This window comes from Gardnerella sp. DNF00476 (assembly GCF_049262735.1).
Taxonomy (GTDB): domain Bacteria; phylum Actinomycetota; class Actinomycetes; order Actinomycetales; family Bifidobacteriaceae; genus Bifidobacterium; species Bifidobacterium vaginale.
Map to the genome: position 1 here is coordinate 1086178 of NZ_CP058401.1, position 26567 is coordinate 1112744.

The window sequence follows — 26567 nt, forward strand, 5'->3', positions numbered from 1 at the left end:
AGAATAGTTCGCATGCCTAAGAAGAAATCCCTCACAACTCGTCGCGTGTTAGCACTGTTCCTTACGTACATCACATTGTGTGTTGCAGGTGGTGTAGTATCAAGTATTTTATTTGTGCCAGGAGTGATGAGCGTAAACAGCGTGGTCAAGTCTGTTGTGCCTTCTCTTAGAGTTGATGGCATTGATTTTGACGTTACGGCTTTACCTCAAAAGTCGCGTTTATACGCTTCTGATGGCAAAACAGTTATAGCAACATTTTATGCTCAAAATCGCACTGTTGTGCCATTAAGACGCATATCGCAATACATGCAGCAGGCAATGGTTGCGCGTGAGGATCGTAGGTTCTTTGAACATTCAGGCGTTGATGTGCAAGGCGTTATGCGTGCGTTTGTGCAAACGTTTATTAAAAAGTCTGATATGCAAGGTGGATCGTCTTTAACACAGCAATACGTTAAGAATGTTCTTATGATCAAAGCTAGAGAAGACAATGATCCTATTTCGGAATATCATGCTGCAGAAAGTACTGTTGCTAGAAAATTGCGAGAAATGTTAATCGCAATCCAAATGGAGAAAAAATACTCTAAGCTAGAGATTTTACAGGGATATTTAAACGTTGCACAGTTTGGTAGTAATAATCTTTACGGTGTAGAAACTGCTGCAAAACGCTATTTTAATACCACTGCAGCCAATCTTAATCTTGTTCAAGCTGCGACTATTGCATCAATCACAAAGAATCCTTCTAGGTACGATCCTTCTATTGAAGAAAATCAGCCTGAATCGCAGAAGCAAAGAAATATAGTTCTTGATTTAATGCTTCGACAAAACTTTATAAGTCAAAAAGAACATGATGATGCGGTTACAACACCAATTAAAAGCACTCTTAATATTCAGCATGAAGTTGCTAACGTCGGTTGCCAGGCTGCTGGAGATGCAGCATTCTTCTGTGATTATGTTACTAAGAAAATCTTGAATTCTAGAGAATTTGGCAAAACAACTGTAGCAAGGCAGAAGCTGCTTAATGAAGGTGGCTTGGATATTTACACCACAATGGATATAACAGCTAACACAACCGCCATGAATACAGCTAGGGCCACTATCCCTGTTAATGATCCTAGTGGTTTTGAAGTCTCTATAGCTGCTATAAAGCCTGGTACTGGTGAAGTTCTTGGTTTTGGAAGCAATCGTATTTATGATGCGACCGATGCGGCGAGGTCTGACCCTACTCACACAGCTATTAACTACGCTGTAGATGAACAAGACGGTGGTGGCTTAGGCTGGCAGATTGGTTCTACTTGGAAGCCAATCAATCTTGTTGCATGGATGCTTGCTGGAAAATCAATTAATCAGCCTGTACGAACAAACACGTTCTATAACAATACTGAATTTTCGTGCGCAAGATATAAAGGTATAGGGCGTTGGTCTGTGAGAAATTCAGATGGTGGAACTGTTAATCCAGAAACACCGTTAATGGGTTTGGTGCATTCTCACAACACAATTCAGGCTGCTATGGGTGCTCAGCTTAAGCTGTGTGCAGTGGCAGAGGCTGCGAAAACACTTGGATATCACAATTCTCCAATAGGCCAGGAAGACGTATTTTCTAAGAATTCTCTAAATCCTCCTATGGTGATTGGTGCAGTTCAGGCTTCTCCACTAACAATGGCAAATATTTACGCAACATTGGGTGCTAATGGTGTTCAATGTGACCCTATTGCAATCAAGCGTGTTATTGATAAAAACGGTAGACGTTTGCGAGTACCAAGCGCTAATTGTCATCAGGCTATACCGAAAAAAATTGCTCAAACTGTAGCCTATGCTATAAATCAGGGTGTTGCTCAACCTAGTGGTGTTGCGCATGCTGCTCAATTAGCTGGTGGTCGTAAAACTTTTGCAAAAACTGGTACTAACGAACAGTATTACATGACTACTGCAGGATTCGTGCCAAATAAGATTAGTGCTTTTGTTGCAATTGGAAACGCTGAAGTGCAAAAGAGCTTCAACAACATGAGAATTAATGGTGTTTATCGAAGCGCTTGGTACGGTGTTTACATTGCAACTCCAGCTTGGAAAAAGTTTATGGACGATTATCTAAAAGCGGCAAACGTTCCTATCGACAATGAATATGGTAAGCCAGATTCAAAGTATATGGCTGGTGGAAAGATGCCGTCATTAACTCCGCAAATGCGTCAGGAAGATTATGCAGAGCAACAGCGTAAGCGCGATGAGGATGCTCGTAGACAGGCGGCTCAAGATCAGGCTCAGGCAAATCAGGGTGCGGCTTCGATAGATCCTGCGACTGGTGGATCGTCGGTTACTGGCGATGGAAGAACGAGTACATCTTCTGGTTCTACGTACGGTAATACAGATGGAACAGGAGACGCATCTTCTGACGATAATTAAGCTTCATCTGGTTAGTTGAAAATATTATTAAAAAATCAGCTGGCATTGAGGTATTGTGCGAATACTTCGATACCAGCTGATTTATTGTAATTTATTGTTATCTATTCTGGTTTTTTTTTTAATCTACATCAGCTGAAACTGCATCTTTAACTGTTTCAAACCCATCTTTTCTGAGTAAATCAGCAAGTCCGCGCTTTAGAACAGTTATTTGTTGAGGACCTCTATACATAAGAGAAGAAACGAACATAACTAGGTCAGCTCCACTTCTAATCTTTTCATAAGCTTGTTTTGCAGTAAATACGCCACCTATTCCAGCAATAGCAAACCTGTTGCCAAACTCTTTACGAGTATTTTTAATAAGATCATTACTCGCGGCGAATGTAGGCGCACCAGAAATTCCACCCTTCCAATCTTCTGGAATATTCAATCCTTCGCGGTTCTTTCGCAGATTTGCAATGCTCACGCCATCAACCTTATGTGCGCTTAAAACGTCTAACAAAGACTTAAATTGAGGCCATCCGCCTTCTAGATTCAAAGGCATTTTTACAAGAGTTGGCTGAGGATGATCAACTTTATCTAAAACATTAAAAAGCTTATCTAAAGCTTCTGGCTTGCTAAAAGGCTCGCCAGCCATAGTGTTTGGACAAGAAATGTTAACCTCAATCATGGAGCTTTTGCCACTTGCTCGCTCCATAGATATGCGATAATCTTCAATACCTTCGTCTAAGTCACCAACAAGATTATCATTGGTGCGCGCAATGCTCACAGAAACGCGCATGCTTTTAGCATTAGTCCACGCTTTTTCCACTCTAGGAATCACAAACTCGCTGCCATCGTTAGCAAGACCCGCATGAACAAGAAGAGAATCATATTGCGGAAGCCTATGATACCAAGGTTTAGCGTTTCCTTCGCATGGGCGGGCAGTTGTGGAGCCAACTGTTTCAAAACCAAAGCCAGCGTTGTCTAGAACTGTGCACAAATCGCAGTTTTTATCGAGTCCTGCGCTTAATCCAAATGGATTCGCAAAATCCACTCCCATAACTCGCGTTTCTAAAACTGGATCCGTGTAATTGAGCATTTGCCGCAAAAGCCACATTAATCCAGGAATGCGCTCACTCGTCTTGCAGAAAGCAATCATGCGATCGTGAGCTTCGTCTGGTGGAATGTTAAACACTAAGTGCGGCTTAATTACATGCTTATAGCTAAAGGTGAATAAGTCTGTTGCAGCTTTGTTCACAGCATTGTGTAAAGAATTTTCAGATACATAACCCATAACTCAATATTATACGACATTCAATATTATGCGACTTTCCGCTTTTTGTTGTTGATTTTGGTGTGTTGAGCTACAAAATGCGGAGTTGTTTTTCCGAGTTTGTACCAAATTTGATCTAAATCACGTACAATCTCGGGCAGGTCCTGTCGTTCGCGCGGTCTAAGCGCTTTACCGCGCGTAGTATAGTAGCACAGCTATATTTGTGAGTTATGCCTACTTATGATTTGGGACTAGAACGCGTATCGCTTGAATTTGCAACAAAAACTATTTTTAGAAATGTGACTCAAGGCGTTTTTGAGGGAGACCGTATAGGAATTGTTGGAAAAAACGGAGACGGAAAATCCACGCTTCTTAAGCTTCTTGAGGGTAGTATGGACCCAGATTCTGGCAGAGTTACGCGTAGAAGCGGATTGACATTTGGCATTTTAAGCCAGCGAGATCCACTGGACGATAATGTTACAGTTCGCCAAGCTGCATTGGAGAATCGCCAGGATTATGAGTGGGCTGCTGATTCAAAGTCTCGCGAAATTGTTGAGGCTCTTCTTGGCGGAATCAATCTTGAAGCTAAAGTTGGTACGCTTTCTGGAGGTCAGCGTAGGCGTGCGGATTTGGCTAGGTTGCTGTTGCATGATTGGGATATTTTGGCTTTGGATGAGCCTACGAATCATCTTGATGTGCTTACAATTCATTGGCTCGCAGAGCATCTTTTGCACAGGTGGCAAGACGGGCAGGGCGCGCTTTTGCTCGTTACGCACGACAGGTGGTTTTTAGACGAAGTTTGCTCTTCTATGTGGGAAGTTCACGATGGAGCAATCGACCCGTTTGAAGGCGGATACAGTGCGTACATGATGCAGCGTGTTGAGCGCGAACGTCAGGCGGATGTTCGCGAGGAGCGCAGGCGGAATTTGGCTCGTAAAGAGCTTGCGTGGCTTTCTAGGGGTGCTCGCGCTCGTTCTACAAAGCAAAAATTCCACGTTAAGCAGGCTCGCGAGCTTATAGCAGACGTTCCGCCAATGCGAGATACTCTTGAGTTGAAGAGAATGGCAACTTCTCGACTCGGCAAGCAAGTTGTTGATTTGATTGACGTTACGCAAATTTTTGAAGATTCGTCAAATCCTGCTGGAGCCGATGCAGATATTGTAAAATCGCCATTTTCCCAGCCTACACATGATGGTAGCGTTACGATTTCTGTAGACGAATCGCAAGCAGCCGCACAGTCGCAAGAATCGCAACTATCGCAAGAAGAATCGTCATTAAAAGAAACGTGTGCAGCATTACAAAAAACGATTAGCGGCCGCATGATTTTAGACAATCAAACGTGGCTAATTGGCCCTGGAGACCGATTCGGCATAGTAGGAGCTAATGGCGCTGGAAAATCAACGCTTTTAAGCATAATCGACGGCTCTTTGCGTCCAACTAAAGGGCACGTAAACATTGGTAAAACTGTAAAATTTGCTGTGCTTTCTCAACGATTAGAAGAGCTGGAAAAGCTTGGAAAATATAAAGTCAAAGAGGTTTTGAGTAGATATAAGCCAAGTTACATAATCGACGGCAAAGAAGTAACTCCTGGTCAACTTATGGAGAGGCTTGGTTTTAAGCCAGAGCAGCTTATGACACCAATTGCAGATCTTTCAGGCGGCCAGAAACGCCGCATGCAATTGCTTTTGATTCTTCTAAACGAGCCAAATGTGTTGATAATGGACGAGCCTGGAAACGATCTAGACACCGACATGCTTGCAGTTATGGAAGATTTACTAGACACATGGCCAGGCACTTTGATTGTTGTATCTCACGACAGATACTTGCTTGAGCGAGTGACTGATCAGCAATTTGCATTGATTGACGGCAAGATTCGCCATCTTCCAGGCGGAGTTGACGAGTATTTAAAGATTATGGAAGAAAACGCACGCGCAAATATGCAAGAATCTAAGGCAGATTTTGAGGCGAGTTCTAGGGCGGTTGCTGGCGATTCGTCAGATGCGGATTCTGCGGAAAAATCCAATCAAAAATATGAAGCAAAATTAAGCGGAAAAGCTTACTACGATGCTACTAGAAGAGTTTCAGCAATAGAGCGAAAACTAGAAAAGCTTGAGGAAGAAAAAAGCGAGATTGAGCAAAAAATGGCTAGCCATAATCCTAGCGATTTTGTTGGCTTGCAAGAGCTTAACGAGAAGTTACAGGCGAATCAAAGTGAGTCGAGCGCGTTAGAAGAAGAGTGGCTTGCGCTTAGTGAGCAAATTTGATGCAAAAGTCTACAGTTTTTGCATTGCGATTTTGCTCAAGATTAATGCTGCATGCTAGTTAATGCCGCGTGCTAGATTGTTGAATTATGGCTCAAATTAAGGATATGTTGGAATCTGTAAAACCTATTCGCTTTGATGGCAGAGATGTAGACGAGTTGCGACCAGTAAAAATCACGCGCAATTTTACAAACGTGCCAGAAGGCTCCGTTTTAATCGAGTGTGGTAACACGCGCGTTATGTGCACTGCCACTTTTACTATTGGAGTTCCGCGTTGGAGACGAGACACTGGTTTAGGTTGGGTTACAGCCGAATACTCAATGCTTCCAAGAGCCACTGCCGAGCGCACTGATCGCGAGTCTGTTAAGGGCAAAATCGGCGGCCGCACGCACGAGATTAGTCGCCTTATTGGTCGCTGCCTTAGAGGTGTTATAGATATGAAGGCAATGGGCGAGTGTTTGATTCAAATTGATTGCGATGTTCTTCAAGCAGATGGCGGCACGCGTACAGCTTCGATTACGGGCGCATATGTTGCTCTTGTAGATGCGCTAAATTGGGCAGAAAAGCACAAGCATATTCGTAGTGCTAAAAACGTTCTTAAAGACTCTGTTTCTGCTGTTTCTGTAGGCGTGATTAATGGCACTCCAATGCTTGATTTGCCGTATGTAGAAGATAGTCAAGCAATGACAGATATGAATGTTGCTATGACTGGTTCTGGCAATTTTATTGAGATTCAAGGCACTGCGGAACATCGCCCGTTTAATCGCGATGAGCTTAATGTTTTGCTTGATTTGGCAGCTAAAGGTAATCGTGAGCTTCAGGCTGCTCAGCGCGCTGCTTTAAGTCAAAATTAAATAAAGTTTATATCTATATCTGTTTATTCGATAAATTACTAAGGAGTGGCGAGCGTGAAACTTGTTGTGGCAACGCATAATGAGGGTAAACTCGTTGAAATTAAGCGGATTCTTAACGAAGAGTTTGCGGAAATGTCGGAGCATATTGAGCTTGTTACTGCTGGCTCTTTGGGGCTTCCAGATCCAGTAGAAACAGGCGTGACTTTTGAGCAAAATGCGTTAATCAAAGCTAGAGATGTTTCTTTAAGAACTGGTTTGCCTGCAATAGCAGATGATTCAGGTTTGATTGTAGATGTTCTCGGAGCTGCTCCAGGAATATTGTCTGCGCGTTGGAGCGGTGTTCATGGAGATGATAAGGCGAATAATGAGCTTTTGCTTAAACAGCTTGAAGACATTCCAGATCAGTGTAGAACAGCACGATTCCGCTGTGCTGCAGCTTTAGCTATTCCTAAGGGTTGTGGTGAAACAGAACTTGAAAACAGTATGTGGAAAACAAATGGTTTTGAAACTGTTCGCGTTGGAGAAATGGTTGGTAGACTGATTAGAGTTCCACGCGGAGAGAATGGTTTTGGTTACGATCCGCTTTTTGTACCAGATAATCAGCCTGTTAGAAATGGCATTCAAATGCAGGATTTGACAAGTGCTCAGCTTAGTCAAGAAGAGAAGAACGCCATTTCACACAGGGGCAGTGCGTTACGAGCGCTTTTGCCAGAGTTAAAAGCTATGTTCCTTGGGCAAACTAAGTAAATAAACTAAGCAAACCAGAAGTAAACTATCTGATTTGTAAAATTGGATTTGCGATTTTTAATCTGTGAACAAATCTTTAGATATGATAATGCGATTTTCAGCAACCTGCTTTAAATGCTTGCCATAATTGCTTTTACCATATTTTTCTGCAGACTCAAGCAAACGCTCGCGACTAATCCATTGATTCTCGTACGCAATCTCCTCAAGCACTGCGATTGGCAGTCCCTGCGCTCGCTCTATTGTGCGCACAAATTCGCCAGCTTCGTAAAGCGAGTCCATTGTGCCAGTGTCTAGCCACGCGTATCCGCGACCAAGAGTCATAACGTTTAGTGAGCCATTTTCTAAGTACATTTTGTTAAGGTCCGTAATCTCAAGCTCGCCGCGTGCGCTTGGCTTAACTTGTTTTGCAAACTCTGTAACTCTGGAATCGTAGAAGTATAATCCTGTAACAGCATAGTTCGATGCTGGGTGTTCTGGTTTTTCTACTATGCTAACGGCTTTGTGATTTTCATCAAATTCCACAACGCCGTATCTTTCTGGGTCGTCTACGTAGTAGCCGAATACTGTAGCACCGTGTTCTACGCGTGCAGCGTGCTTTAAAATAGCTCCCAGGCCATTTCCGTAGAATATATTGTCTCCAAGCACGAGCGCGCAAGAATCGCCATTTATAAACTCTTCTCCGAGTATAAATGCTTGAGCAAGACCGTCTGGCGATGGCTGAACTTTGTAAGATAAGTTGATTCCAAATTGTTCTCCGCTTCCAAGTAGCCTTTCAAAATTCGGCAAGTCTTGAGGAGTAGAAATCACAAGAATATCTCGGATTCCAGCCATCATAAGCACGCTAAGAGGGTAATACACCATTGGCTTATCGTAAACTGGCAAAAGCTGCTTAGACGTTACTGTAGTAAGTGGGTATAGGCGTGTGCCAGAACCGCCAGCAAGAATAATGCCTTTCATCTTTGAAACATCCTTTACTTGTTGTTTTGTTCAATTCTATTTACGTAAGACTCAAGCAAATCTTCCCAATCGCATGGCGTAAATCCAGCGGACTCGATTTTTTGCAAGTCAAGTGCGCACTTGTGTGGTCTAGGAGAGCCATTAGATATGCGCGTGTAATCGTCTACGCGATTTGCTTCGATTTTGCTTGTGTCTACATTAAGTTGTGTAAACACTTTTTGAGCAATATCGTGCCAAGACGCGATTTTTCCTGAACCTGTAAGATTGTATGTTCCGTATTGTGCTTGAGTGTTTAGAAGATGGAACATGCCTTTTACTAAGTCGCTTGCAAAAGTGAGTCTGCCAGTTTGATCTATTGGCGCTTGAACACTAACAGATTCGCCATTTTTTAAACGGTTTGCAAAGTCAATCATGCGCGTTACAAAGTTTCGTCCTTCTCCGACAATCCAGCTTGAGCGAATAATATAATGCTGTGGAACGTTGGCTACTAGAGAATCTGCTGCAGCTTTTGTTTCGCCGTACACGCCTAGTGGTGCAAAGTCTTCGTTTTCTTTGTGATTTTCTTGAGTGCCGTCGAAAACATAGTCGCTTGAGATGTGCACAAGAGTAATGTGGTGTTCTTGCGCTATTTTTGCAAGATTTGCTACTCCTTTAACGTTGCTATTCCACGCGGCTCTTCGCCCTTGTGGCGTTTGCGCGCCATCTACAGACGTGTATGCTGCTGTGTTAATAATCGTTCCGTACAAATCCCAGTCGTAGCGGCTGTAATCGTCTTTATTTGCTATATCGAAGCTATCTAAGTCTACGTACTCAAATCCTTCTAAATCATTCTCTTGAGCATAATTTTGTATTGCGCGACCAAGTTGACCGTTGCATCCAGTTACAAGAGTGCGTTTTGATGCCATTGGCTTTGCGTTTTTTAGCATTGGGTGGTGTAAGTCTGCTTCGCTTCGCTCGGATTCTTCTAAAGGTATTGGCCAATTAATGTGTAGATCTGGGTCTGCAAGGTTTACAAAAGTGTATGTTTTCTTTTGCTCTAGTGACCAATGTGCGTTTACTAAGTAAGTGTATGCTGTGCCATCTTGCAAAGCTTGGAAGCTGTTTCCTACGCCTCTAGGAACGTAGATTGCTTTGCTAGGGTTTAGTGTGGTTGTGTACACTTGACCGAAGCTTTTACCTGGTCTTAAATCTACCCATGCGCCAAATACTTCGCCAGTAGCAATGCTTATGTATTTATCCCATGGCTCTGCGTGGATGCCTCTGGTTACTCCGCGTTTTTCGTTGAACGAAATGTTGTTTTGTACGGGTCCAAAGTCGGGGAGACCTAGAGCCGTCATTTTTGCGCGCTGCCAGTTTTCTTTGAACCATCCGCGGTTATCTCCGTGTACTGGAAGATCAAATACGATTAAACCTGGAATATTGGTTTTTGTAACGCTTAGTTCTTTTTCAAATTCCATAGCATCCTACAAATTCTTTATTTTTGATTAGATTTATGACTATTTTTGGCTAGATTTGCATACAATTTGTATACAAGCAGACTTGACTTTTAGGCGATTCACTGCCCTTGAGCTTTGTACTTTGCTTCAGTCGCGCTTTTAGCGCCTTCCCACCATGCGCGATTTTCCGTGTACCATTTGATTGTTTGCTCTAAGCCTGTTGTAAAGTCTGTGTGCTTTGGTTTCCATCCAAGCTGTGTTTGTAGCTTTGTGCTGTCAATCGCGTAGCGGCGGTCGTGGCCTGGGCGATCTTTTACAAGGTCAAAGTCGTCTGCATCTTTGCCCATCATTTCAAGAATCATGCGCAAAACTGTTATATTGTTTTTCTCGCCATTTGCGCCAATCAAGTACGTGTTTCCAAGCTCTCCCTTTGTGAGGATTGTCCAAACAGCACTGCTGTGGTCTTCTGTGTGAATCCAATCTCGAACGTTTAAGCCTTGACCATACAACTTTGGCTTAATGCCTTCTAAAATATTTGTGATTTGGCGCGGAATAAACTTTTCAACATGCTGATATGGTCCATAGTTGTTTGAGCAATTGCTGATTGTTGTGTGCAAACCGTATGTGCGAGTCCATGCGCGTACCAACATATCGCTTGCTGCTTTTGTGGAGCTGTATGGGCTGGATGGGTGGTATGGCGTCTCTTCTGTAAATTTAGCTGGGTCGTCTAATGCCAAATCTCCGTACACTTCATCGGTAGAGATGTGGTGGTATCGAATCCCGTATTTTCTAACTGCTTCGAGTAGTCTAAAAGTTCCTTCAACATTGGTTTTAAGGAATGGTTCTGGGTTTGCAATGCTGTTGTCGTTGTGTGATTCTGCAGCGTAGTGCACAATTGCGTCGTGCCCTGGAACGAGCTTATCTAAAAGCTCTGCATCGCAAATATTGCCGTGAACAAAGTCAACTCTATCTTCTGGCAATCCTGCAATGTTTTCAATATTTCCGGCGTACGTTAACGCGTCTAGTACCGTTACGTGCGTTTCTGGGTGATTGTTCACTACGTAGTGCACAAAATTAGACCCAATAAAGCCGCATCCGCCAGTTACAATTATGTTTTTTGGCTCAAAGTTTGTTGTGTTACTCATGTTTTCCATAATATCCTCTTATATGCCTTTTGCTTTTTAGTTTTGATTATTGTTTAAGATTGTTGTTTATGCTTTATTGTTTAAGCTTTCTCGCATTGCGTTAAATGCTGGCTCGGCTTGACCGTCGTAAATCATGTGTGAATGAGACAGCACTATGCAGCGAGAACAAAGTTGCTTAATTTGATCTTCGCTGTGCGAAACAATTACCATTGTTTGCCCTCGTTTTTGCTGCTCTTTAAGCCTAGTAATGCACTTGTGTTGGAAAGCTTCATCTCCAACTGCAAGAATTTCGTCGATTAAGAATATGTCTGGATCGCTGTGCGCTGCTACAGAAAACGCCAATCGTAAGAACATTCCAGAAGAGTAGAACTTAACTTCTGTATCCATAAAAGGCTCTATTTCGCTAAAGTCTACTATTGATTGGTATTTATCGTCTATTTCTTCTTTTGTCATTCCAAGAATTGCGCCGTTAAGATACACGTTTTCGCGACCAGTTAAGTCGGCAGCAAATCCTGCTCCAACTTCGATTAGTCCTGCGATTCTTCCGCGCGCACAAACTTCGCCTTCGTCTGGTTGCATAACTCCAGAAAGCATTTTAAGCATAGTAGATTTTCCAGATCCATTCATGCCTATTAGTCCAACAGTTTCGCCGCGTTTAATAGTAAAACTAACATTGCTTAAAGCTGTAAAGTTTTGTGTCTCGTGCTTTTTAGACGGCGGTGTTAGCAAGTTTACAATCGACTCTTTAATCGAATGATTTGCTCGCAGCGAGAATCGTTTAGTAACGTTGGAAACGCTTAACACAACGTCTTCTGGAAGTGTGTTATAAGGCTTATTCATATATAACTCCTGCTGCTCTTAAAAGTAAAATCCACAAAATCTTAGTAAGCTTAAATTTCTTGAGCAAACTTGCCTTCAAGATGTCTAAATGTAACTTCGCCAATAAGTAGTACAGCAAATGCGACTACAAGGCTTTCGCAAAGTCTTAAAGACCAAGCTCCTGCAAATTGGAAAGTGCGATCTGTGGCATTTAGCCAGAATCCGCGGTGGAATGCTTCAACGCTTATTGCAATAGGATTTGCATAATACATCTCTAAAACCCATCGTGGTGCGTGGGCTGCAACCATTTGCCATGTGTAGAAGCACGGCGCAAGCCATACGGCAACCATTGCTACTAAGTCTGTAATATTTTCTGCATCTCTGTAAAAAACGTTTATTGCTCCAAAGAATAATCCAAGACCAAACGCAAACGTACACACGCTAATAAATCCGATTATTGCCACTATTACGCCTGCAAAATCTGGAATCCACCCCATGCATAAAGCTCCGATTATAAGCACGATTACTTGTGGGAAAAAGTGCACAAAAGCAACTCGTAGCGATGCAAGTGGGAATAGTTCTCTAGGAAGATAGATTTTTTGTATTAAGCCAGCATTAGAAAGTATTGATCTTGTGCAATTAGAGAATGCTTCTACAAAAAAGTTTGTTACTATAATTCCACTAAAAAGGTACAGTGGGTAGGCTTGAATTCCGCCTCCGCGGCCAAGTCCTAAGAAAATTCCCATTGCAACGTAGAACACTACAAATTGCGTTATTGGCTTTACGTACGTCCAAGCCATACCGAGCCACGAACCGCGATATCTTATTCGTACTTCTTTTTTTACAAGTAAGTCAAGCAAATAAAGGTACCTTGGAATGTCTATCAAACCTTTGCTTCTACCAGGGTGATAGATGGCGTCAGACTTTGTTGTCATCGCTGCCTTTCTTGCAAAATTTGCAGTGTGTATGCACATATAACTTTGTTAAGTTTACATTTGGGGATTGATTTGATTCAATATTTGGCTAAATATTTGGTTAAATTATGCGCAGTATTGTGAGCAGTATTATGCGAGATATTATGTTCATCATTATATGTAATAATTTTAGCTTTTAGATTAGTTGTTAATGTGATTATTTTGTGATTATTTTGTGATTTTTATGTGATTATTTTGTGCTTATATTGTTCTATTTATTTTGGCATGTTTGAAAGTTTTTATACGCTGCTAAACTGAAAAATTATGAGTAAGCGAATTCTTGTTACTGGTGCTGGTGGGTATATTGGTCGTCACGTTGTTAAAGCTCTTTTAGATGCAGGCGCTAGCGTAATTGCTTCCGACTTGCGTTTAGATGGTGTTGATGAGCGCGCAACGCGTATTGAAGCGAATATTTTTAGCGATGATGCTGATTTGTTTGCAAAGCTTGGGTCTCCAGACGTTTGCTTGCACATGGCTTGGCGCAACGGTTTTAAGCATGCTGCAGACACGCATATGGAAGATTTATCGAACCATTACCGCTTTATTCGTATTATGCTTCAAGGTGGCTTAAAGCAGATTGCTGTTATGGGTTCTATGCACGAAGTTGGCTACTGGGAGGGTGCTATTGACGAGAACACGCCTTGCAAGCCAGCTTCTATGTATGGCATTTCTAAGAATGCTTTGCGTGAAGCTACTTTGCTTTTGGGTAAAGAGTATGATGCAACTGTTCAATGGATTCGCGCATACTACATTGTTGGCGACGACGCTCGTGGAAACTCTATTTTCTCTAAGCTTCTTCAAGCTGCTCAAGAAGGAAAGAAGACTTTTCCGTTTACTACTGGCAAAAACAAATACGACTTTATTAATGTAGACGTGTTAGCTAAGCAAATTGCTGCAACCGTTTTACAAGATAAAGTAAATGGCGTAATTAATTGCTGCACGGGGGAGCCTGTTTCGCTTGCAGACCGCGTTGAACGTTACATTCGCGAGAATAATCTTGATATTTCGCTTGAGTATGGCGCATTCCCAGATAGGCCTTACGATTCTCCAGCAGTTTGGGGAGATAATAGCAAAATCCAAAAGATTATGAGTGATTTTCTAAAATAGTTATTGCAAATCGTAACTTTTCTGGATTTTTAATGCTAAATTATGGTTTTTAGAAAGGATTAACATTGCGTGAAACATTGCAAAACAGCAAGTGCCCATGCATATATTTTGTTCTTCCTTGCTACAACGAGGAGCCTGTTCTTTCGCAGACTTCTAGTATTATTTTAAGCAAAGTTACTTTTCTTATTGAAAATAAGATTATTTCGGATTATAGCCGTATTCTTTTTGTGGATGATGGTTCTAGAGATTCGACTTGGAATATTATTTGCGATTTGCACCAGTCGAATCCTTCGCTTTTTGGCGGTGTAAAGCTTGCGCATAATCGTGGTCATCAAAATGCTTTGCTTGCTGGCTTAACTACAGCATATAAATCGGGTTGCGATGCTGCAATTTCCATGGACGCCGATTTGCAAGACGATGTTGATGTTGTTGATCAATTTATTGCAAAATATGTGGAAGGCTACGAGGTTGTGTATGGCGTTCGCTCGTCTAGAGAAACAGACACGTGGTTTAAGCGCAACACTGCATTAGCTTTTTACAGTGTTTTCAGATGGATGGGCGCAGAAACAGTTCCGAATCATGCCGATTATAGACTTATGGGCAAGAATGCGTTGAAGGCTCTTTTGGAATATAAAGAAGTTAATCTTTTCTTGCGTGGTATAGTGCCATCTATTGGCTTTAAGTCAACAAAAGTTGAGTATGTGCGTGGTAAGCGCAAAGCTGGTGTGTCTAAGTATCCGCTTAAAAAGATGATTTCGTTTGCTATAGATGGCATTACATCTTTTTCTACTAAGCCTTTGAGTTTTGTAACATTTGCAGGATTCGCGTCTATTTTAGTTTCACTATGCGTATTTGTTTATGTAATAGCTTCTGTTGTGCAAGGAAAAGCAGTTGCTGGCTGGGGTTCTGTTATGTTCTCAATGTGGTTTATTGGCGGATTGATTATGCTTTCAATCGGCATTGTGGGCGAATATATTGGAAAGATTTACATGGAATCTAAGCATCGCCCACGTTACGAGATTGAAACTACTATTTAGATATTTATATATTTAGGTATCTAAATTCTTAACTACTATTTAGTGCTTATTTTGCATTGGTTCAGAGAATTTTACGACTATATACTTGTTATCTAAAACAGTAGTGCATTTATCCGAAGGCCAAGAAGGCAGATTTTGTGCGGCCTTTTCTGCGTTTATATAAACGGATTCTAATACAGGATTTTTCATTTTAAATCCAGTAGTTGAGCGTATGAAACCAGTTTTTACCCATGTGCCGTGAAGAGTTGAGAATCCAATCTCAAACATTGATCGTCCAATAAGTTCAAGCTGATTTGACTTAAATTCACTAGGATTGTAGTCTGCTATGTGATTGCCAACGAATATTACTTTAAGAGGATTTTTATGATTTGCTTGTAGTACTTCTATTCTTCTAGCAACATCTTGAGCAATGTAATAGTCTTGGTTATAAGTCATGTATTCCGTGTAATACAAGCGATTTACTGTAAACGACTGACTTAATCCAATAATTGCAAGAAGAATGCATGCAATAATCGTTGTTAAAGTCTTTTTGCTAAATTGCATAATGTAATGCAACAAATACATGCATGAAAAAGCGCCAGCAAGCGGGTATGTTAGTTCCGTTCTAGCCGTGCCTGCTGTGCCGAGTATTACGCTCATCATCATAGGGCTTGCAACTATAGCAATAGCAAAAATAATAGTAAAAGCGTTAAGCTCTTTACGAATCACTTGAACAATAGTTAATAACACTAAAGCGATTAATGCAATTGTTATAAATACGCTATGGAATATTGTTCTTCCTAGATACATGTTTTTTGCATGCAAAAATATAGTATGAATGATTTTTGCTATAGGGTCTTTACCCCAACGCATTTGTTCTTTAATGTACGGATCTGTGAAGGTGTGGTTGGTAGCGATAACAATTTTATTCAAAATCACATAGCATGCATAGCTTGCTATAAACACGCAAATATACGTAAAAACGTAGCTTACTATGTTCTTGAATTTGCATGCATAGTCGCCCTTAACTATTAGTGTAATCATGGCTGTTCCAGCAATAAAAACAGTAGTCATTGCTAAGTAGAGAGTAAAACCAAAAATCGCAAAAATAAGTGCCATTAATGCGTATGCTAAAAGAGTTTTAAGTTCTTTACGATTTTGGTACGCGTTATGCGCACACATAAGCGACATGCTAACAAACATTAGCGCACAAGCTACGTCATCTCCCATAAGCAAGAATCCAAGCATTTCTGCAAGAATAGGAGCGCTTATAAAAGGAATCATAAATAAAGCTGGGTGGAATTTTGCGCCCAAATTGTGCGCTTTGCTAAACAAGTATGCCCATGTTGTTGCGGAAGCAAAAAGCGCAAGAATCATTAAGATTCCAGCTAATGAATTGTTATACCAGTATCTTCCTGTAACGTACTTAAAAGCCAGCAAGCCGAAGCGTTCTAGGCGAATCCAAGAATTGTAAAGAGCCTTAGATCTAGAGATCATTTCTTCTGTGTCTATAGAAAAAGTGTTAGAAAAAGCTTTTTGACCGTATGCAATAATCAAAAAAATCGCGCTTATTGCAAGTTCTGCAACATTAGATTTGCAAAAATCAATGAAGTCTTTAAAGGAATACGTTTTTTCTATAATTGCTCTAGTTGTGCTAGTTGAGTTGCTTTTTTTGCCGCATTTTGCAAGTGTAGCTGAATCTTGTAGTTGATTAGTGTTTAATTCTTTAATACAACTAGAGTCTGCTTGATTCATACTACAACCCTTCTATGTGTTTGACATGCATGTGCTACTTGTCACTAAAAAATATACTATAAGATTTTAATGCGTGACAACAATCTAAAAACTGATTGTGTTTAGTAGTACAATAGATATGATTTGTGCTATTTTACCGATTAGTGTGCAATGGAGACGATTTATGAATCCTGCAATTTCCGTGGTGGTTCCTGCGTACAACAAGGAGCCGTATATTAAGCAGTGCATGGATTCACTTGTTAATCAAACTTTTAAAAACATTGAGATTATTGTTGTTGACGACGCTAGTACAGATAATACTTTGCAAATTTTGCGCGATTATGAGCATAAAGATTCTAGAGTAAAAATTATTGCTAAAGATCATAATTGCGGTAGGCATGTTGCGCGTAAAACTGGTGTTCAGTCGACTAGCGGTGATTACGTTCTTTTTGTTGACGCAGATGATGAGATTGATCTTAAAGCTTGCGAAGTTCTCTACTCATACGTTACTAATAATCCTGCAGATATATTGCATTTTGGTGTTTCTATTCACCCAGAAGGCAAATCAGATGAAGATTTTGCATACAGCTACGATCAAATGTATGCGCAAAATAATGGTGATCAAACTGGCGATAATATTATTAAATCAACGTTTTCTAGTGATTTTCCGCATTGGACACCTTGGAATGTTATAACAGCGCTTTTTAAAGGTGACTTAGTTCGAGATGCGTTTAAAAAAACAGTTTCAACACGACTTTCTAAAGCAGAAGATGCTTACGAATATTTCGCTATTGCAGCCTTTGCTCAAACTTTAAAAGACTTAACAGCGTTTCGCGCGCTTAAATACCATATTGGCAGAGGAATTTCTGGAAGATCTAAGATAAGCGTTGAAAAATTTACTGTAGAACAACGAAGTGTTAAAGATGTTGTAAGCGCTGTTTACGATTTTGCTAATGATTTTGCTAAAGAGCCTTCGATGAAAAGTCGCAAGCAAACCATTGAAGAAGCCTCACGCTGGTTTGATAATCGTGGATTAAAAATAGTAAAAGATGAGTTCTTTACAAGACTAAAAGTCGAGGATTTTCAAGAAGCCATAAACGCTGTTATTGAAACATGGGGATTAGAACGCGCGTGCTCAATTGTGCTAGAAAAGCTTGTAGACCTTATGAATCAAGTTGTAGAAAGCGATTGCATAATAAAACACGGTTCAGTGTGTGATGTTCTTCTTAACGTTTATAGAAATATTAAACCAGATAGTTTTAAAGACAAACAAAACACAACTTACGATAAGCAAGTAGACTTAATGTCTTTGCATATTATGCAGGTTCATCAGCAAAAATATGAAGAAGAACAGAAACGTTTGCAAATTGAAGCGCAAAAACGTTACGATGCAATGCCAGTGTATAAGCGTTTTGCAAAAAAGATAAAAAATATGGTTAAAAACTTAACTAAATCAAAGAATGATAAATAAAGTCTAAAAAATAAATTTGAGATTAAACAAAATACAAAATTACACAATAGAATAATCAAGGATAATTAAGGGTAAATCAGGAGATAACATGATTTTGGAAAATCCAAAGCGCTTGGGCATTTTCTTCTTCTACGATGCGCAAGGTCACGCAGACCATTATGTGTCTACGCTGCTTGACGGATTCAAACCATTCTTTAACGAGCTTGCGATTGTAGTTAATGGCAAAATCGACGAGTCAAGCAAAGCGATGCTTAAAGGTTACGCGAACAAGTTTATTTTGCGCGAAAACAAGGGTTTTGACGTGTGGGCGTACAAAACTGCAATGGACTCTTACGGTTGGGCAGAGTTGGAAAAGTTTGACGAAGTAGTGCTATTTAACGCTACGATTATGGGTCCAGTTTATCCGTTTAGCGAAATGTTTAACGCTATGAACGCAAAAGACCTTGATTTTTGGGGCATAACAAAGTTCCATAAAGTTAATGGAGATCCGTTTGGATACAGTCCGTACGGATATTTGCCAGAGCATATTCAATCGCATTTTCACGCATACAGGAAAAGCTTTGTTCAATCCAAAGATTTTCAGGATTATTGGAACAATCTTCCACCAATCAACAGCTACTTTGAGTCTGTTGGATTGCATGAATCAGTATTTACAAAGCGATTTGCAGATAAGGGATACAAGTGGTCTGTATACGTTGATACGAGTGATTTAGAAGGCTATTCTTATGGCCCAATAACGTATGCTGCAAGGCAGATTGTGGAATACAAGCGATGCCCGATTTTTAAGCGCAGGTCTTTCTTCCACGATTACTCCGACGTTTCTACGCAATCTGTTGGAAACCAAGCATTAGACTTATACGAGTATTTGAAAGACCACACAGATTACAACACGGATTTGATTTGGGAAAATGCTTTGCGAAGCATGAATATGGCAGATTTGATGAAGAATCTTCATTTGCGATACATTTTGCCGCAAAATCATGTTGTAGAAAACTCGTCAACAGCTACATCAGAATCTACGGCTAAGCCAAAAGTCGCGTTGTGTATGCACTTGTATTACATGGATTTGCTAGATAAAAGTTTGCACTATATTCAGTCTATGCCGCAAGGATGTGACGTTATTTTAACTGTAGGATCGAAAGAAAACCAGCAAATTGTGAAACAGCGTGTGGAACATCTTCCATATGACGTAGACGTGCGGTTAATTGAAAATCGCGGTAGAGACGTGAGCGCATTCTTAGTGGGCGGCGGCGCAGATCTTATGAAGTACGATTACGTATGCTTTGCTCACGATAAAAAAGTCACGCAATTATCGCCTCGAAGCATAGGCGACGGATTTGCTTACAAGTGTTTTGAAAATATTCTTGCAAGTAAAGAGTATGTGCAAAACGTTATAAATCTGTTTGAAACGCATCCGCGACTTGGAATGGCAATGCCAACGCCGCCAAATCATGCGGACTATTTCCCAGGATTTACATACACTTGGGGTCCAAACTTTGAAGGCACAAAGAAATTCCTAGAAAAAACGTTAGGAATTAGCGTTCCGTTAGACGAAAACAAAGACGCTATAGCTCCGCTTGGCACAATGTTTTGGTTCCGTACAAAAGCTATGCGTGGGCTATTGGATAGAAAGTGGACTTACGAAGATTTTCCAGCAGAACCGCTAAAAATAGACGGAACGTTGTTGCACTTTATAGAGCGAGCATACGGGTATGTGCCGCAATCCAACGGATATTATGACGCATACATATTCTCGGATCACTTTGCGCGAATAGAAATGACTAACCTAGAATTCGATGTTCGAGAACTATCAAAATCTGTGAGCACGCCATGGATTAAACGCAATTTGGAAGAAACTTGTAGAGAAGTAATGCGCGGAAAGCGATTCCGTTACGCTGCTTTAAGAGTATTAAAGAGTATTGCAAAGCGAGTTTTCTATAAAACACTGTACATAGGTCAAAGAATTGTGCACATTGGTCGTAAAGGTAAAGAAGATGAGTGATATAAGCGTAAATACAGCTGCGACAAAACTTACGCGCGCAAAAAAACCGCGACTTTTCTACTTGGATTGGATTCGCGCAATAGCTGCGATTTTGATTGTTGTAACTCATTTTAACAATCCATATTTGGAGCCAATGCGGTTCTTCGTAAATAGACCGTTTGGAATCTACATTGGTGGATTAGGAGTATCGCTATTTTTGATTATTTCTGGCGCTGCTCTTATGTACAACTATGGCGATAGAGAAAGCCTGGATTTGCGCACATTCTACACAAAGCGCGCAAAAACACTATACCCAATGTTTTGGGTAGCATTCATAGTGGCGAATATTTTATTGTTTATTCGCAATAATGGATATATTTTTGTACCAAGGCATAAAATAACAGCAATTTTTTCGCTTTTTGGAATGGATGGTTATGCTTCTGCATTCGGCGTAGGTACTTTTTATGTTCTAGGCGAATGGTTCTTAGGGTTCATAATACTGTTTTACATAGTGTTTCCACTTTTAAGAGTTGGCGTAAATAAAATGCCAATAACAACTGTGTGCGTTGTGTTGGCTCTATACGCTGCAACAGTTGTGTTCTTTACTTTTTACCAGATTCCGCGAGTACCGTCTGATATTCTTTTAACAACAAGATTGCCAGAATTAGTATTTGGCATGATTTTTGTAAAGTTTATTAAAAAAGTGCCTTGTTGGCTTGCTGCAGTATCTTTTGTGATTCTTGCATTGCAACAATTAACGCATGTTTTACAAGGAAATATTGCCGTTACGATTGTAGGAATATTAGCATTTTTGCTGCTTTCTTATATTGGTGAACTTGTTAAAAGTTTTAAGCCATTAAGCGCGTGTACAAAATTTATATCCGCATATTCGTACCCGATTTTTTTGGTACACCATGTGTTAATAATGCAAGTGTTTACAGTAATATATCCAGTGTGGCTTAATCGCTGGCAAGCATACGGATTGCTAATCGCAGAGTTTGCGGTGATTCTTGTGCTTTCTGTAATACTCAAGCGTTTTACAAACTTGATTGTTGGTTTTGTGAGCAAATGTTGGGTGAAAATCGGCAGCAAGAATCGCAGTTTGGACTAACATGCGTATTTGTTCTGGAATAATCACCTATAATCCAACTTTAACAGACGTAAGCACGTGTTTAGAAGCGCTATGCAATCAAGTAGAGCGTGTAATAATCGTAGACAATGCGTCTAAAAATGTTAAAAGTTTGCAAGAAGTTGTAAGCAAATACGCAAACGTGACTTTAGTTAAAAACAGTCAAAATATTGGTTTTGCAAAAGCATTAACGCAAGTGTTTGAATGGGCAAAATCGCAAGGTTTCAACTGGGTTCTAACGCTTAACGACGATTCTGTTGTGCCAAGCAACATGATTAGCGAATACAAGAAAATCCTGGAAAATCAGGGAAGTCTTGTAAATCAAAAAAATTCAAAAAATTCCAAAATCGCAATTGTATGCTCTTTGCTAAAAAACCGTTTAGACGGCACGATTTTACACAGCAAATGCCACGAAGACGAATGCATAACGTCTGGAAGCTTAACAAGCGTAGAAGCGTGGCAGAAAATCGGCGGATTTGACGAATGGTTGGAAATTGACGGAGTAGACTTCGACTTTTCAAGGCGACTTGCGCGCGATGGCTGGCAAATCGTAGAGTGCCAAAACGTTATAATGGAACACCAAATCGGCAAAGCGCGCTCAATAAACTTGATTATAAAACACCCAATCGTGTGGAATCACAACGCAAATCGCAAGTACTATATAGCGCGAAATATGCAAGTAGTGGATTACAAAATGGGAACATACTCGTATGCTAAGTCGTTGCGTGCAGTTGTGCGAGATATGATTTTCGTTGCGCTGTGGGAAAAGAATAAATTTGCGAAAATTCGCGCGATGATACGCGGATTTAAGGATGGGCAGCAAAAGATTCGTCAAATGCGCAAAGCAGAACAGAACGCGGTTTGAAAGGATAGCAATGGAAAATTACGCTAAAAACGAAAATCCGCTAGTTTCTATAATCGTGCCAGTCTACAATTCTGCAAAATATTTGAGCGGATGCGTGGACTCGATTCTTGCGCAAACGTACAAAAACATAGAGCTGATTTTGGTAGACGATGGATCAAAAGACGACTCGGGTAAAATTTGCGATTCGTATGCATCAAAAGATTCGCGAGTTAAAGTAATACACCAACAAAACGGCGGAATATCGCGTGCGCAAAACGCAGGGCTTGATGCAGTGAGTGGGGAATTTATAGCGTTTGCAGACAATGACGATATTCTAGATTGCAAAAATATTGAGATTTTACTAAACGCTATTTTGCAAAGCGGAGCTAGTATGAGCAAAGCAAAATGGCGTCAATTTGGGCTAAGTAGCTTAGAGCAGATTAAAAAAGAATCTGGCTTGAGTGCGCGCGGATTTGGTGCGGAAAAGTCGCAAGTAACCGCGCGTTTAGAGAACGCGACTCAAATAAAAATCGTAAAAAATCCTCTAAAAGCGTATCAAACTGTATTTTGCAAAATATTTAGAATAATCGGAAATAAGCTGGGCAAAAACAGCGAAGCGCGCTACTTTAACGAAGCGAATTGGTGCAGGCTTTACAAGCGAGAAATCTGGCAGGGAGTGCGATTCCCCGAAGGAAAGTTTGCGCAAGACACGGCGATGGCAAGCGTGCTGTACTCGCGCATGAATTGCGTGGCACATGTGGATGAAGTGCTGTATTACTGGCTGCAACGCGAGGATTCCGTAACGCATAAAATGCGAGACGCGGGCTTTTATCACGATCATATAGATGCAGTTCGAGCAAATTGGGATTTGTGCTTAAAGCACAATGTTGTGCCAGCAAGAAGCTACTACACAATGGTTGGAAACTTAAGGTATGAGCGATGCGCGCTGAAAAGCGGAGAAAATAAGCTTAATGGCGGAAAAAGTAGCGACGCAGAAATCCAAAAAATATACGAAAAAAATTATGTTAAAGACGTAGAATTTGCTAAATCAGCTGTTAAAAAGCTTACGATTTTGCAGCGCGCGCAATGTTTTACTATGGCGTGTGTGAGAAATCTTGAAAAAATAATCTACGATTACAAAATCAAAAATATGAAGTAATGCAATTAAAAATCGAAGAGTAAGTGCAAATCAGAAAGCAAGAAATGAGTGGGAAAATGAGCGAATACCCAGATTTAGTAGTTGTTGGAGCAGGATTGTTTGGCTTAACTGTAGCTCAGCAGGCTGCAGAACGCGCTGGCGCAAGCGTTGAAATTATTGACGTGCGTAGTCACATTGGCGGAAATGCTTACTCGTATTTTGACGAGCGAACGGGAATTGAAATTCACAAGTATGGCGCACATCTTTTTCACACAAGCAACAAGCACGTGTGGGATTACGTGAACCGCTTTACAACGTTTACTAACTACGTGCATCGCGTTTACGCAACTCACGACGGCGAAGTGTATTCGTTGCCAATCAACTTAGGTACAATTAACCAATTCTTCCACGCGCATTATACGCCAGAAGAAGCTAAGGCTTTGATTGCAAGCCAAGCGGGGGAGTTTGCTGGCAAAGATCCGCAGAATTTGAACGATAAAGGCATTAGTTTAATCGGGCGCCCGCTTTATGAAGCGTTTATTAAGAATTACACGGCAAAGCAGTGGCAAACGGATCCTTCTAAGCTGCCTGCTGGAATTATCAAGCGCTTGCCTGTGCGATTTAACTACAATAATCGCTACTTTAAAGACACTTGGGAAGGATTGCCAACGGACGGCTACACAGCTTGGATGCAGCGCATGATTGACGATCCGCGTATTCACGTTTCGCTTGGCGTGGACTTTTTCGACGAATCGCAGCCGTTTAATAAGCACGCGTTGGCAGAGGCTGGAGTGCCGGTTGTTTATACCGGTCCGGTTGATAGGTATTTTGACTATGCGCTCGGCGAGTTGAAGTGGCGCACTGTGGACTTTAAGGAAGTGCGTTACCAGGAGAGCGACCACTTTGGCTGCCCAGTTATGAACTATTCGGATGCAGATGTTCCGTTTACGCGCGCAATTGAGTTTAAGAACTTTAATCCAGAGCGCGAGGAGGTTGGCGGGGAAGCTAGCTGCGATGCTGATTTTGTGCCAGGCAAAAGCGTTAAAGCTGGGGAGACTGTGGTTTGGCAGGAGTATTCTCGCGCTGCAACTCGCGACGACGAGCCTTACTATCCAGTGAATACGGAGGAAGATAAGGCATTGTATGCGCGCTATGCAGAGCTTGCTGAAGCGCAGTCTAACACTGTTTTCGGTGGACGTTTGGGCACTTACAGCTATTACGATATGCACAACGTGATTGATATGGCTTTGCGTGCTTACGAATCGCAAGTAGCGCCACTTATTGCTCACTAAATGCAAAATATAAATTAATAAAAATAAATAAAAATAAAGAGCTATACATCAAAAAGTGTATGAAACTAAACTGACTAAATTCTATTTCAAGAACATACATCAGAACAGTTTTATACACTTTTTGACATATAACCCAAAAGGAGAAGATTATTTGATACTAAACTAAATGATCTCGCGTGTCAAGATACAAAATTTAGACTCAAACTATAGTAAAGTCACGCTTCCCACTTAGTAGGCTCAATAACTTCTTTGCCACCCATATAAGCCTGCATAGCTTTTGGAATATCAATCGAACCATCTTCATGCTGATGATTTTCCAAAATAGCCACAAGCCAGCGAGTGGTAGCCAAAGTGCCGTTAAGCGTGCTAACTGGGCGAGTTCCGCCATCTTCCATGCGTTCGCGAACATTCAAGCGGCGAGCCTGATACTCAGTGCAGTTAGAAGTAGAAGTAAGCTCACGGTAACGACACTGAGTTGGAACCCAAGCTTCGCAATCAAACTTACGAGCGGCAGAAGAACCAAGGTCACCAGCAGCAGTATCAATAATGCGGTAAGGCACTTCCACCTTAGCAAGCATTTCCTGCTCCATACCAAGTAACTTCTGATGCTCAGCGCGAGAATCTTCCTGCTTGCAATAAACGAACATTTCTACCTTATCGAACTGATGCACGCGAATAATACCAGAAGTATCCTTTCCAGCAGCACCAGCTTCACGACGGTAGCAGCTCGACCAACCGCAATAACGCAAAGCACCATTGCTTAGGTCAAGAATCTCATCCTCGTGCATACCGGCGAGCGCAACCTCGGATGTGCCAACCAAATACTGATCATCTGGCTCACGAAGGCGATAAATCTCGTCCGCGTGAGAATTCAAGAAGCCAGTTCCGCGCATTACTTCTGGGCGCACAAGCGTTGGCGTAATCGCAAGCGTAAAACCGTGCTCTTCGGCTTGATCTACAGCCATAGTAAGCATTGCGATTTGCAATCTAGCCACAGCACCGCGCAAGAAGTAGAAGCGAGAGCCTGCAACCTTTACGCCTCTGCGCATATCAATTCCAGCAACGCCAGTTCCAAGAGTCAAATGATCCTTTGGCTCAAAGCCTTCTGCAGTAAAGTCGCGAGGAGTGCCAACTTTCTTAACTACAACGTAGTCATCTTCTCCGCCTTCTGGCGCTTCATCTTCAACGATGTTAGAAAGCTTCCACATTGCTGTAGTGTAGTCGGCAGTAGCCTGCTCAGATTCAGCCTTGTATTCTGCAACCTTTTGAGCAAGTTCTTTAGTCTGAGCAATAAGTGTGGCTTTCTCGCTATCTTGAGCAGCTGCAACCTTTTTTCCTATTGCTTTCTGCTCTGCTCTGGCTGCTTCAAAAGCCTTTAAACTGTTGCGGCGCAAGTCGTCTGCACGAAGCACCTCATCGACGAGCTCAACGGACTCGCCACGCTTGCGCTGCGATTCCTTAACTACGTCGGCATGTTCACGAATAAATTGGATATCAAGCATGTTTTCTAGCCTAGTGCCGCAAGGCGACAGATACATATATAATGGCATGAATAAGTGATTGCACTAAAAGGGGTAAAAATGGCGGTTATTCATGCTACGCAAGATAATTTTGAGAAAATTGCTGGTACTAATGAAATAGTTGTTGTTGATTTTTGGGCAACTTGGTGCGGACCATGCCGAGCTTTTGGTCCTATTTTTGAACAAGTTAGCGAAAAGTTTGATGATGTTCCATTCGTTAAGGTAGACATAGACCAGTCTCCTGATTTGGCAAGTGCTGCGGCGATTAAAGCGGTTCCAACGGTTATGGTTATCAAACGTGGAGATGTTATTTATCGTCAAGCTGGGGCTTTGTTGCCAGCTGATTTAGAAGATTTAGTCAATCAAGCTAAGGCTTACGATCCTAGTAAAGATGCTGAAGGTAATTCTGTAAGCGAATCAAGTGAATCTGAAAATGATGGGGAATAGTAGTAAGAACCTTGATTTTAAGCCATTCTCTTTGCATGAGTCTACA

At 41.3% G+C, this 26567-nt stretch carries 21 protein-coding genes; 13 read left to right on the top strand and 8 right to left on the bottom strand.

Annotation, left to right across the window (positions count from 1 at the left end; genetic code table 11):
* Positions 1–12 precede the first annotated feature (12 nt).
* A complete protein-coding gene (locus HXT25_RS04335; protein ID WP_020760970.1) occupies positions 13–2397 on the top strand; it encodes a transglycosylase domain-containing protein in 2385 nt (794 codons plus the stop codon).
* A 118-nt stretch (positions 2398–2515) separates the two neighbouring features.
* Here HXT25_RS04335 and HXT25_RS04340 read toward each other — a convergent pair whose 3' ends face one another.
* Positions 2516–3670 carry a quinone-dependent dihydroorotate dehydrogenase gene (locus HXT25_RS04340; RefSeq protein WP_004112115.1) on the bottom strand — a complete coding sequence of 385 codons (1155 nt, stop codon included), beginning with the start codon at positions 3668–3670 and terminating at the stop codon, positions 2516–2518.
* A 209-nt stretch (positions 3671–3879) separates the two neighbouring features.
* Between HXT25_RS04340 and HXT25_RS04345 the strand changes: the two genes are divergently transcribed.
* From HXT25_RS04345 to HXT25_RS04355, 3 genes are all read left to right on the top strand, one after another.
* Positions 3880–5913, top strand: coding sequence for an ABC-F family ATP-binding cassette domain-containing protein (locus HXT25_RS04345; RefSeq protein WP_410313937.1), 2034 nt, complete (start codon positions 3880–3882; stop codon positions 5911–5913).
* Positions 5914–5999: 86 nt separating this feature from the next.
* Positions 6000–6764: a ribonuclease PH gene (gene rph / locus HXT25_RS04350; protein ID WP_004112121.1), complete on the top strand. Its 765-nt coding sequence runs from the start codon at positions 6000–6002 to the stop codon at positions 6762–6764.
* A gap of 54 nt (positions 6765–6818) precedes the next feature.
* Positions 6819–7511 carry a non-canonical purine NTP pyrophosphatase gene (locus HXT25_RS04355; RefSeq protein ID WP_004137929.1) on the top strand — a complete coding sequence of 231 codons (693 nt, stop codon included), beginning with the start codon at positions 6819–6821 and terminating at the stop codon, positions 7509–7511.
* Positions 7512–7568: 57 nt separating this feature from the next.
* Here HXT25_RS04355 and rfbA read toward each other — a convergent pair whose 3' ends face one another.
* From rfbA to HXT25_RS04380, 5 genes are all read right to left on the bottom strand, one after another.
* Positions 7569–8468 (bottom strand): glucose-1-phosphate thymidylyltransferase RfbA, encoded by a 900-nt coding sequence (rfbA, locus tag HXT25_RS04360; RefSeq protein ID WP_004112125.1) that lies wholly within the window; start codon positions 8466–8468, stop codon positions 7569–7571.
* Between the two features lie 14 nt (positions 8469–8482).
* Positions 8483–9925: a sugar nucleotide-binding protein gene (locus tag HXT25_RS04365; protein ID WP_422118719.1), complete on the bottom strand. Its 1443-nt coding sequence runs from the start codon at positions 9923–9925 to the stop codon at positions 8483–8485.
* 98 nt (positions 9926–10023) lie between these two features.
* Entirely contained in the window at positions 10024–11058 is a 1035-nt protein-coding gene (gene rfbB / locus HXT25_RS04370) for a dTDP-glucose 4,6-dehydratase (RefSeq protein WP_004112128.1), read from the bottom strand.
* Between the two features lie 57 nt (positions 11059–11115).
* The gene (locus tag HXT25_RS04375; RefSeq protein WP_373271522.1) at positions 11116–11787 is read right to left on the bottom strand and encodes an ABC transporter ATP-binding protein; all 672 of its coding nucleotides are present in this window, start codon (positions 11785–11787) and stop codon (positions 11116–11118) included.
* Between the two features lie 152 nt (positions 11788–11939).
* Positions 11940–12803 (bottom strand): ABC transporter permease, encoded by an 864-nt coding sequence (locus HXT25_RS04380; protein ID WP_004112141.1) that lies wholly within the window; start codon positions 12801–12803, stop codon positions 11940–11942.
* A 303-nt stretch (positions 12804–13106) separates the two neighbouring features.
* Between HXT25_RS04380 and HXT25_RS04385 the strand changes: the two genes are divergently transcribed.
* Together HXT25_RS04385 and HXT25_RS04390 are read left to right on the top strand one after the other, a co-directional pair.
* Positions 13107–13949 carry an NAD-dependent epimerase/dehydratase family protein gene (locus HXT25_RS04385; protein ID WP_004112142.1) on the top strand — a complete coding sequence of 281 codons (843 nt, stop codon included), beginning with the start codon at positions 13107–13109 and terminating at the stop codon, positions 13947–13949.
* Between the two features lie 65 nt (positions 13950–14014).
* Entirely contained in the window at positions 14015–14986 is a 972-nt protein-coding gene (locus tag HXT25_RS04390) for a glycosyltransferase family 2 protein (RefSeq protein ID WP_004112145.1), read from the top strand.
* 39 nt (positions 14987–15025) lie between these two features.
* On the opposite strand, the gene HXT25_RS04395 is transcribed toward HXT25_RS04390, so the two are convergent.
* Positions 15026–16720, bottom strand: a complete 1695-nt coding sequence (locus HXT25_RS04395) for a glucosyltransferase domain-containing protein (protein WP_004112148.1) — start codon at positions 16718–16720, stop codon at positions 15026–15028.
* Between the two features lie 163 nt (positions 16721–16883).
* On the opposite strand from HXT25_RS04395, the gene HXT25_RS04400 reads away from it, so the two are divergent.
* The 6 genes from HXT25_RS04400 (at position 16884) to glf (ending at position 24554) form a co-directional block, all read left to right on the top strand.
* Positions 16884–18170, top strand: coding sequence for a glycosyltransferase family 2 protein (locus HXT25_RS04400; protein ID WP_004115814.1), 1287 nt, complete (start codon positions 16884–16886; stop codon positions 18168–18170).
* Positions 18171–18258: 88 nt separating this feature from the next.
* Positions 18259–20172: a rhamnan synthesis F family protein gene (locus HXT25_RS04405; protein ID WP_004115812.1), complete on the top strand. Its 1914-nt coding sequence runs from the start codon at positions 18259–18261 to the stop codon at positions 20170–20172.
* Positions 20165–21262: an acyltransferase family protein gene (locus tag HXT25_RS04410; RefSeq protein ID WP_004575007.1), complete on the top strand. Its 1098-nt coding sequence runs from the start codon at positions 20165–20167 to the stop codon at positions 21260–21262. The genes HXT25_RS04405 and HXT25_RS04410 overlap by 8 nt, the downstream gene beginning before the upstream one ends.
* 1 nt (position 21263) lies before the next feature.
* On the top strand, positions 21264–22145 hold the full coding sequence (locus tag HXT25_RS04415) for a glycosyltransferase (RefSeq protein WP_004116962.1): 882 nt from the start codon (positions 21264–21266) through the stop codon (positions 22143–22145).
* Positions 22146–22155: 10 nt separating this feature from the next.
* Positions 22156–23283 (top strand): glycosyltransferase family 2 protein, encoded by a 1128-nt coding sequence (locus HXT25_RS04420; protein WP_004116960.1) that lies wholly within the window; start codon positions 22156–22158, stop codon positions 23281–23283.
* Positions 23284–23339: 56 nt separating this feature from the next.
* Positions 23340–24554, top strand: a complete 1215-nt coding sequence (glf, locus tag HXT25_RS04425) for a UDP-galactopyranose mutase (RefSeq protein ID WP_174191003.1) — start codon at positions 23340–23342, stop codon at positions 24552–24554.
* A gap of 215 nt (positions 24555–24769) precedes the next feature.
* On the opposite strand, the gene serS is transcribed toward glf, so the two are convergent.
* Entirely contained in the window at positions 24770–26056 is a 1287-nt protein-coding gene (serS, locus tag HXT25_RS04430; RefSeq protein ID WP_422118720.1) for a serine--tRNA ligase, read from the bottom strand.
* Positions 26057–26134: 78 nt separating this feature from the next.
* On the opposite strand from serS, the gene trxA reads away from it, so the two are divergent.
* A complete protein-coding gene (gene trxA, locus HXT25_RS04435) occupies positions 26135–26521 on the top strand; it encodes a thioredoxin (protein WP_032836835.1) in 387 nt (128 codons plus the stop codon).
* The last annotated feature ends 46 nt before the right edge of the window (positions 26522–26567 follow it).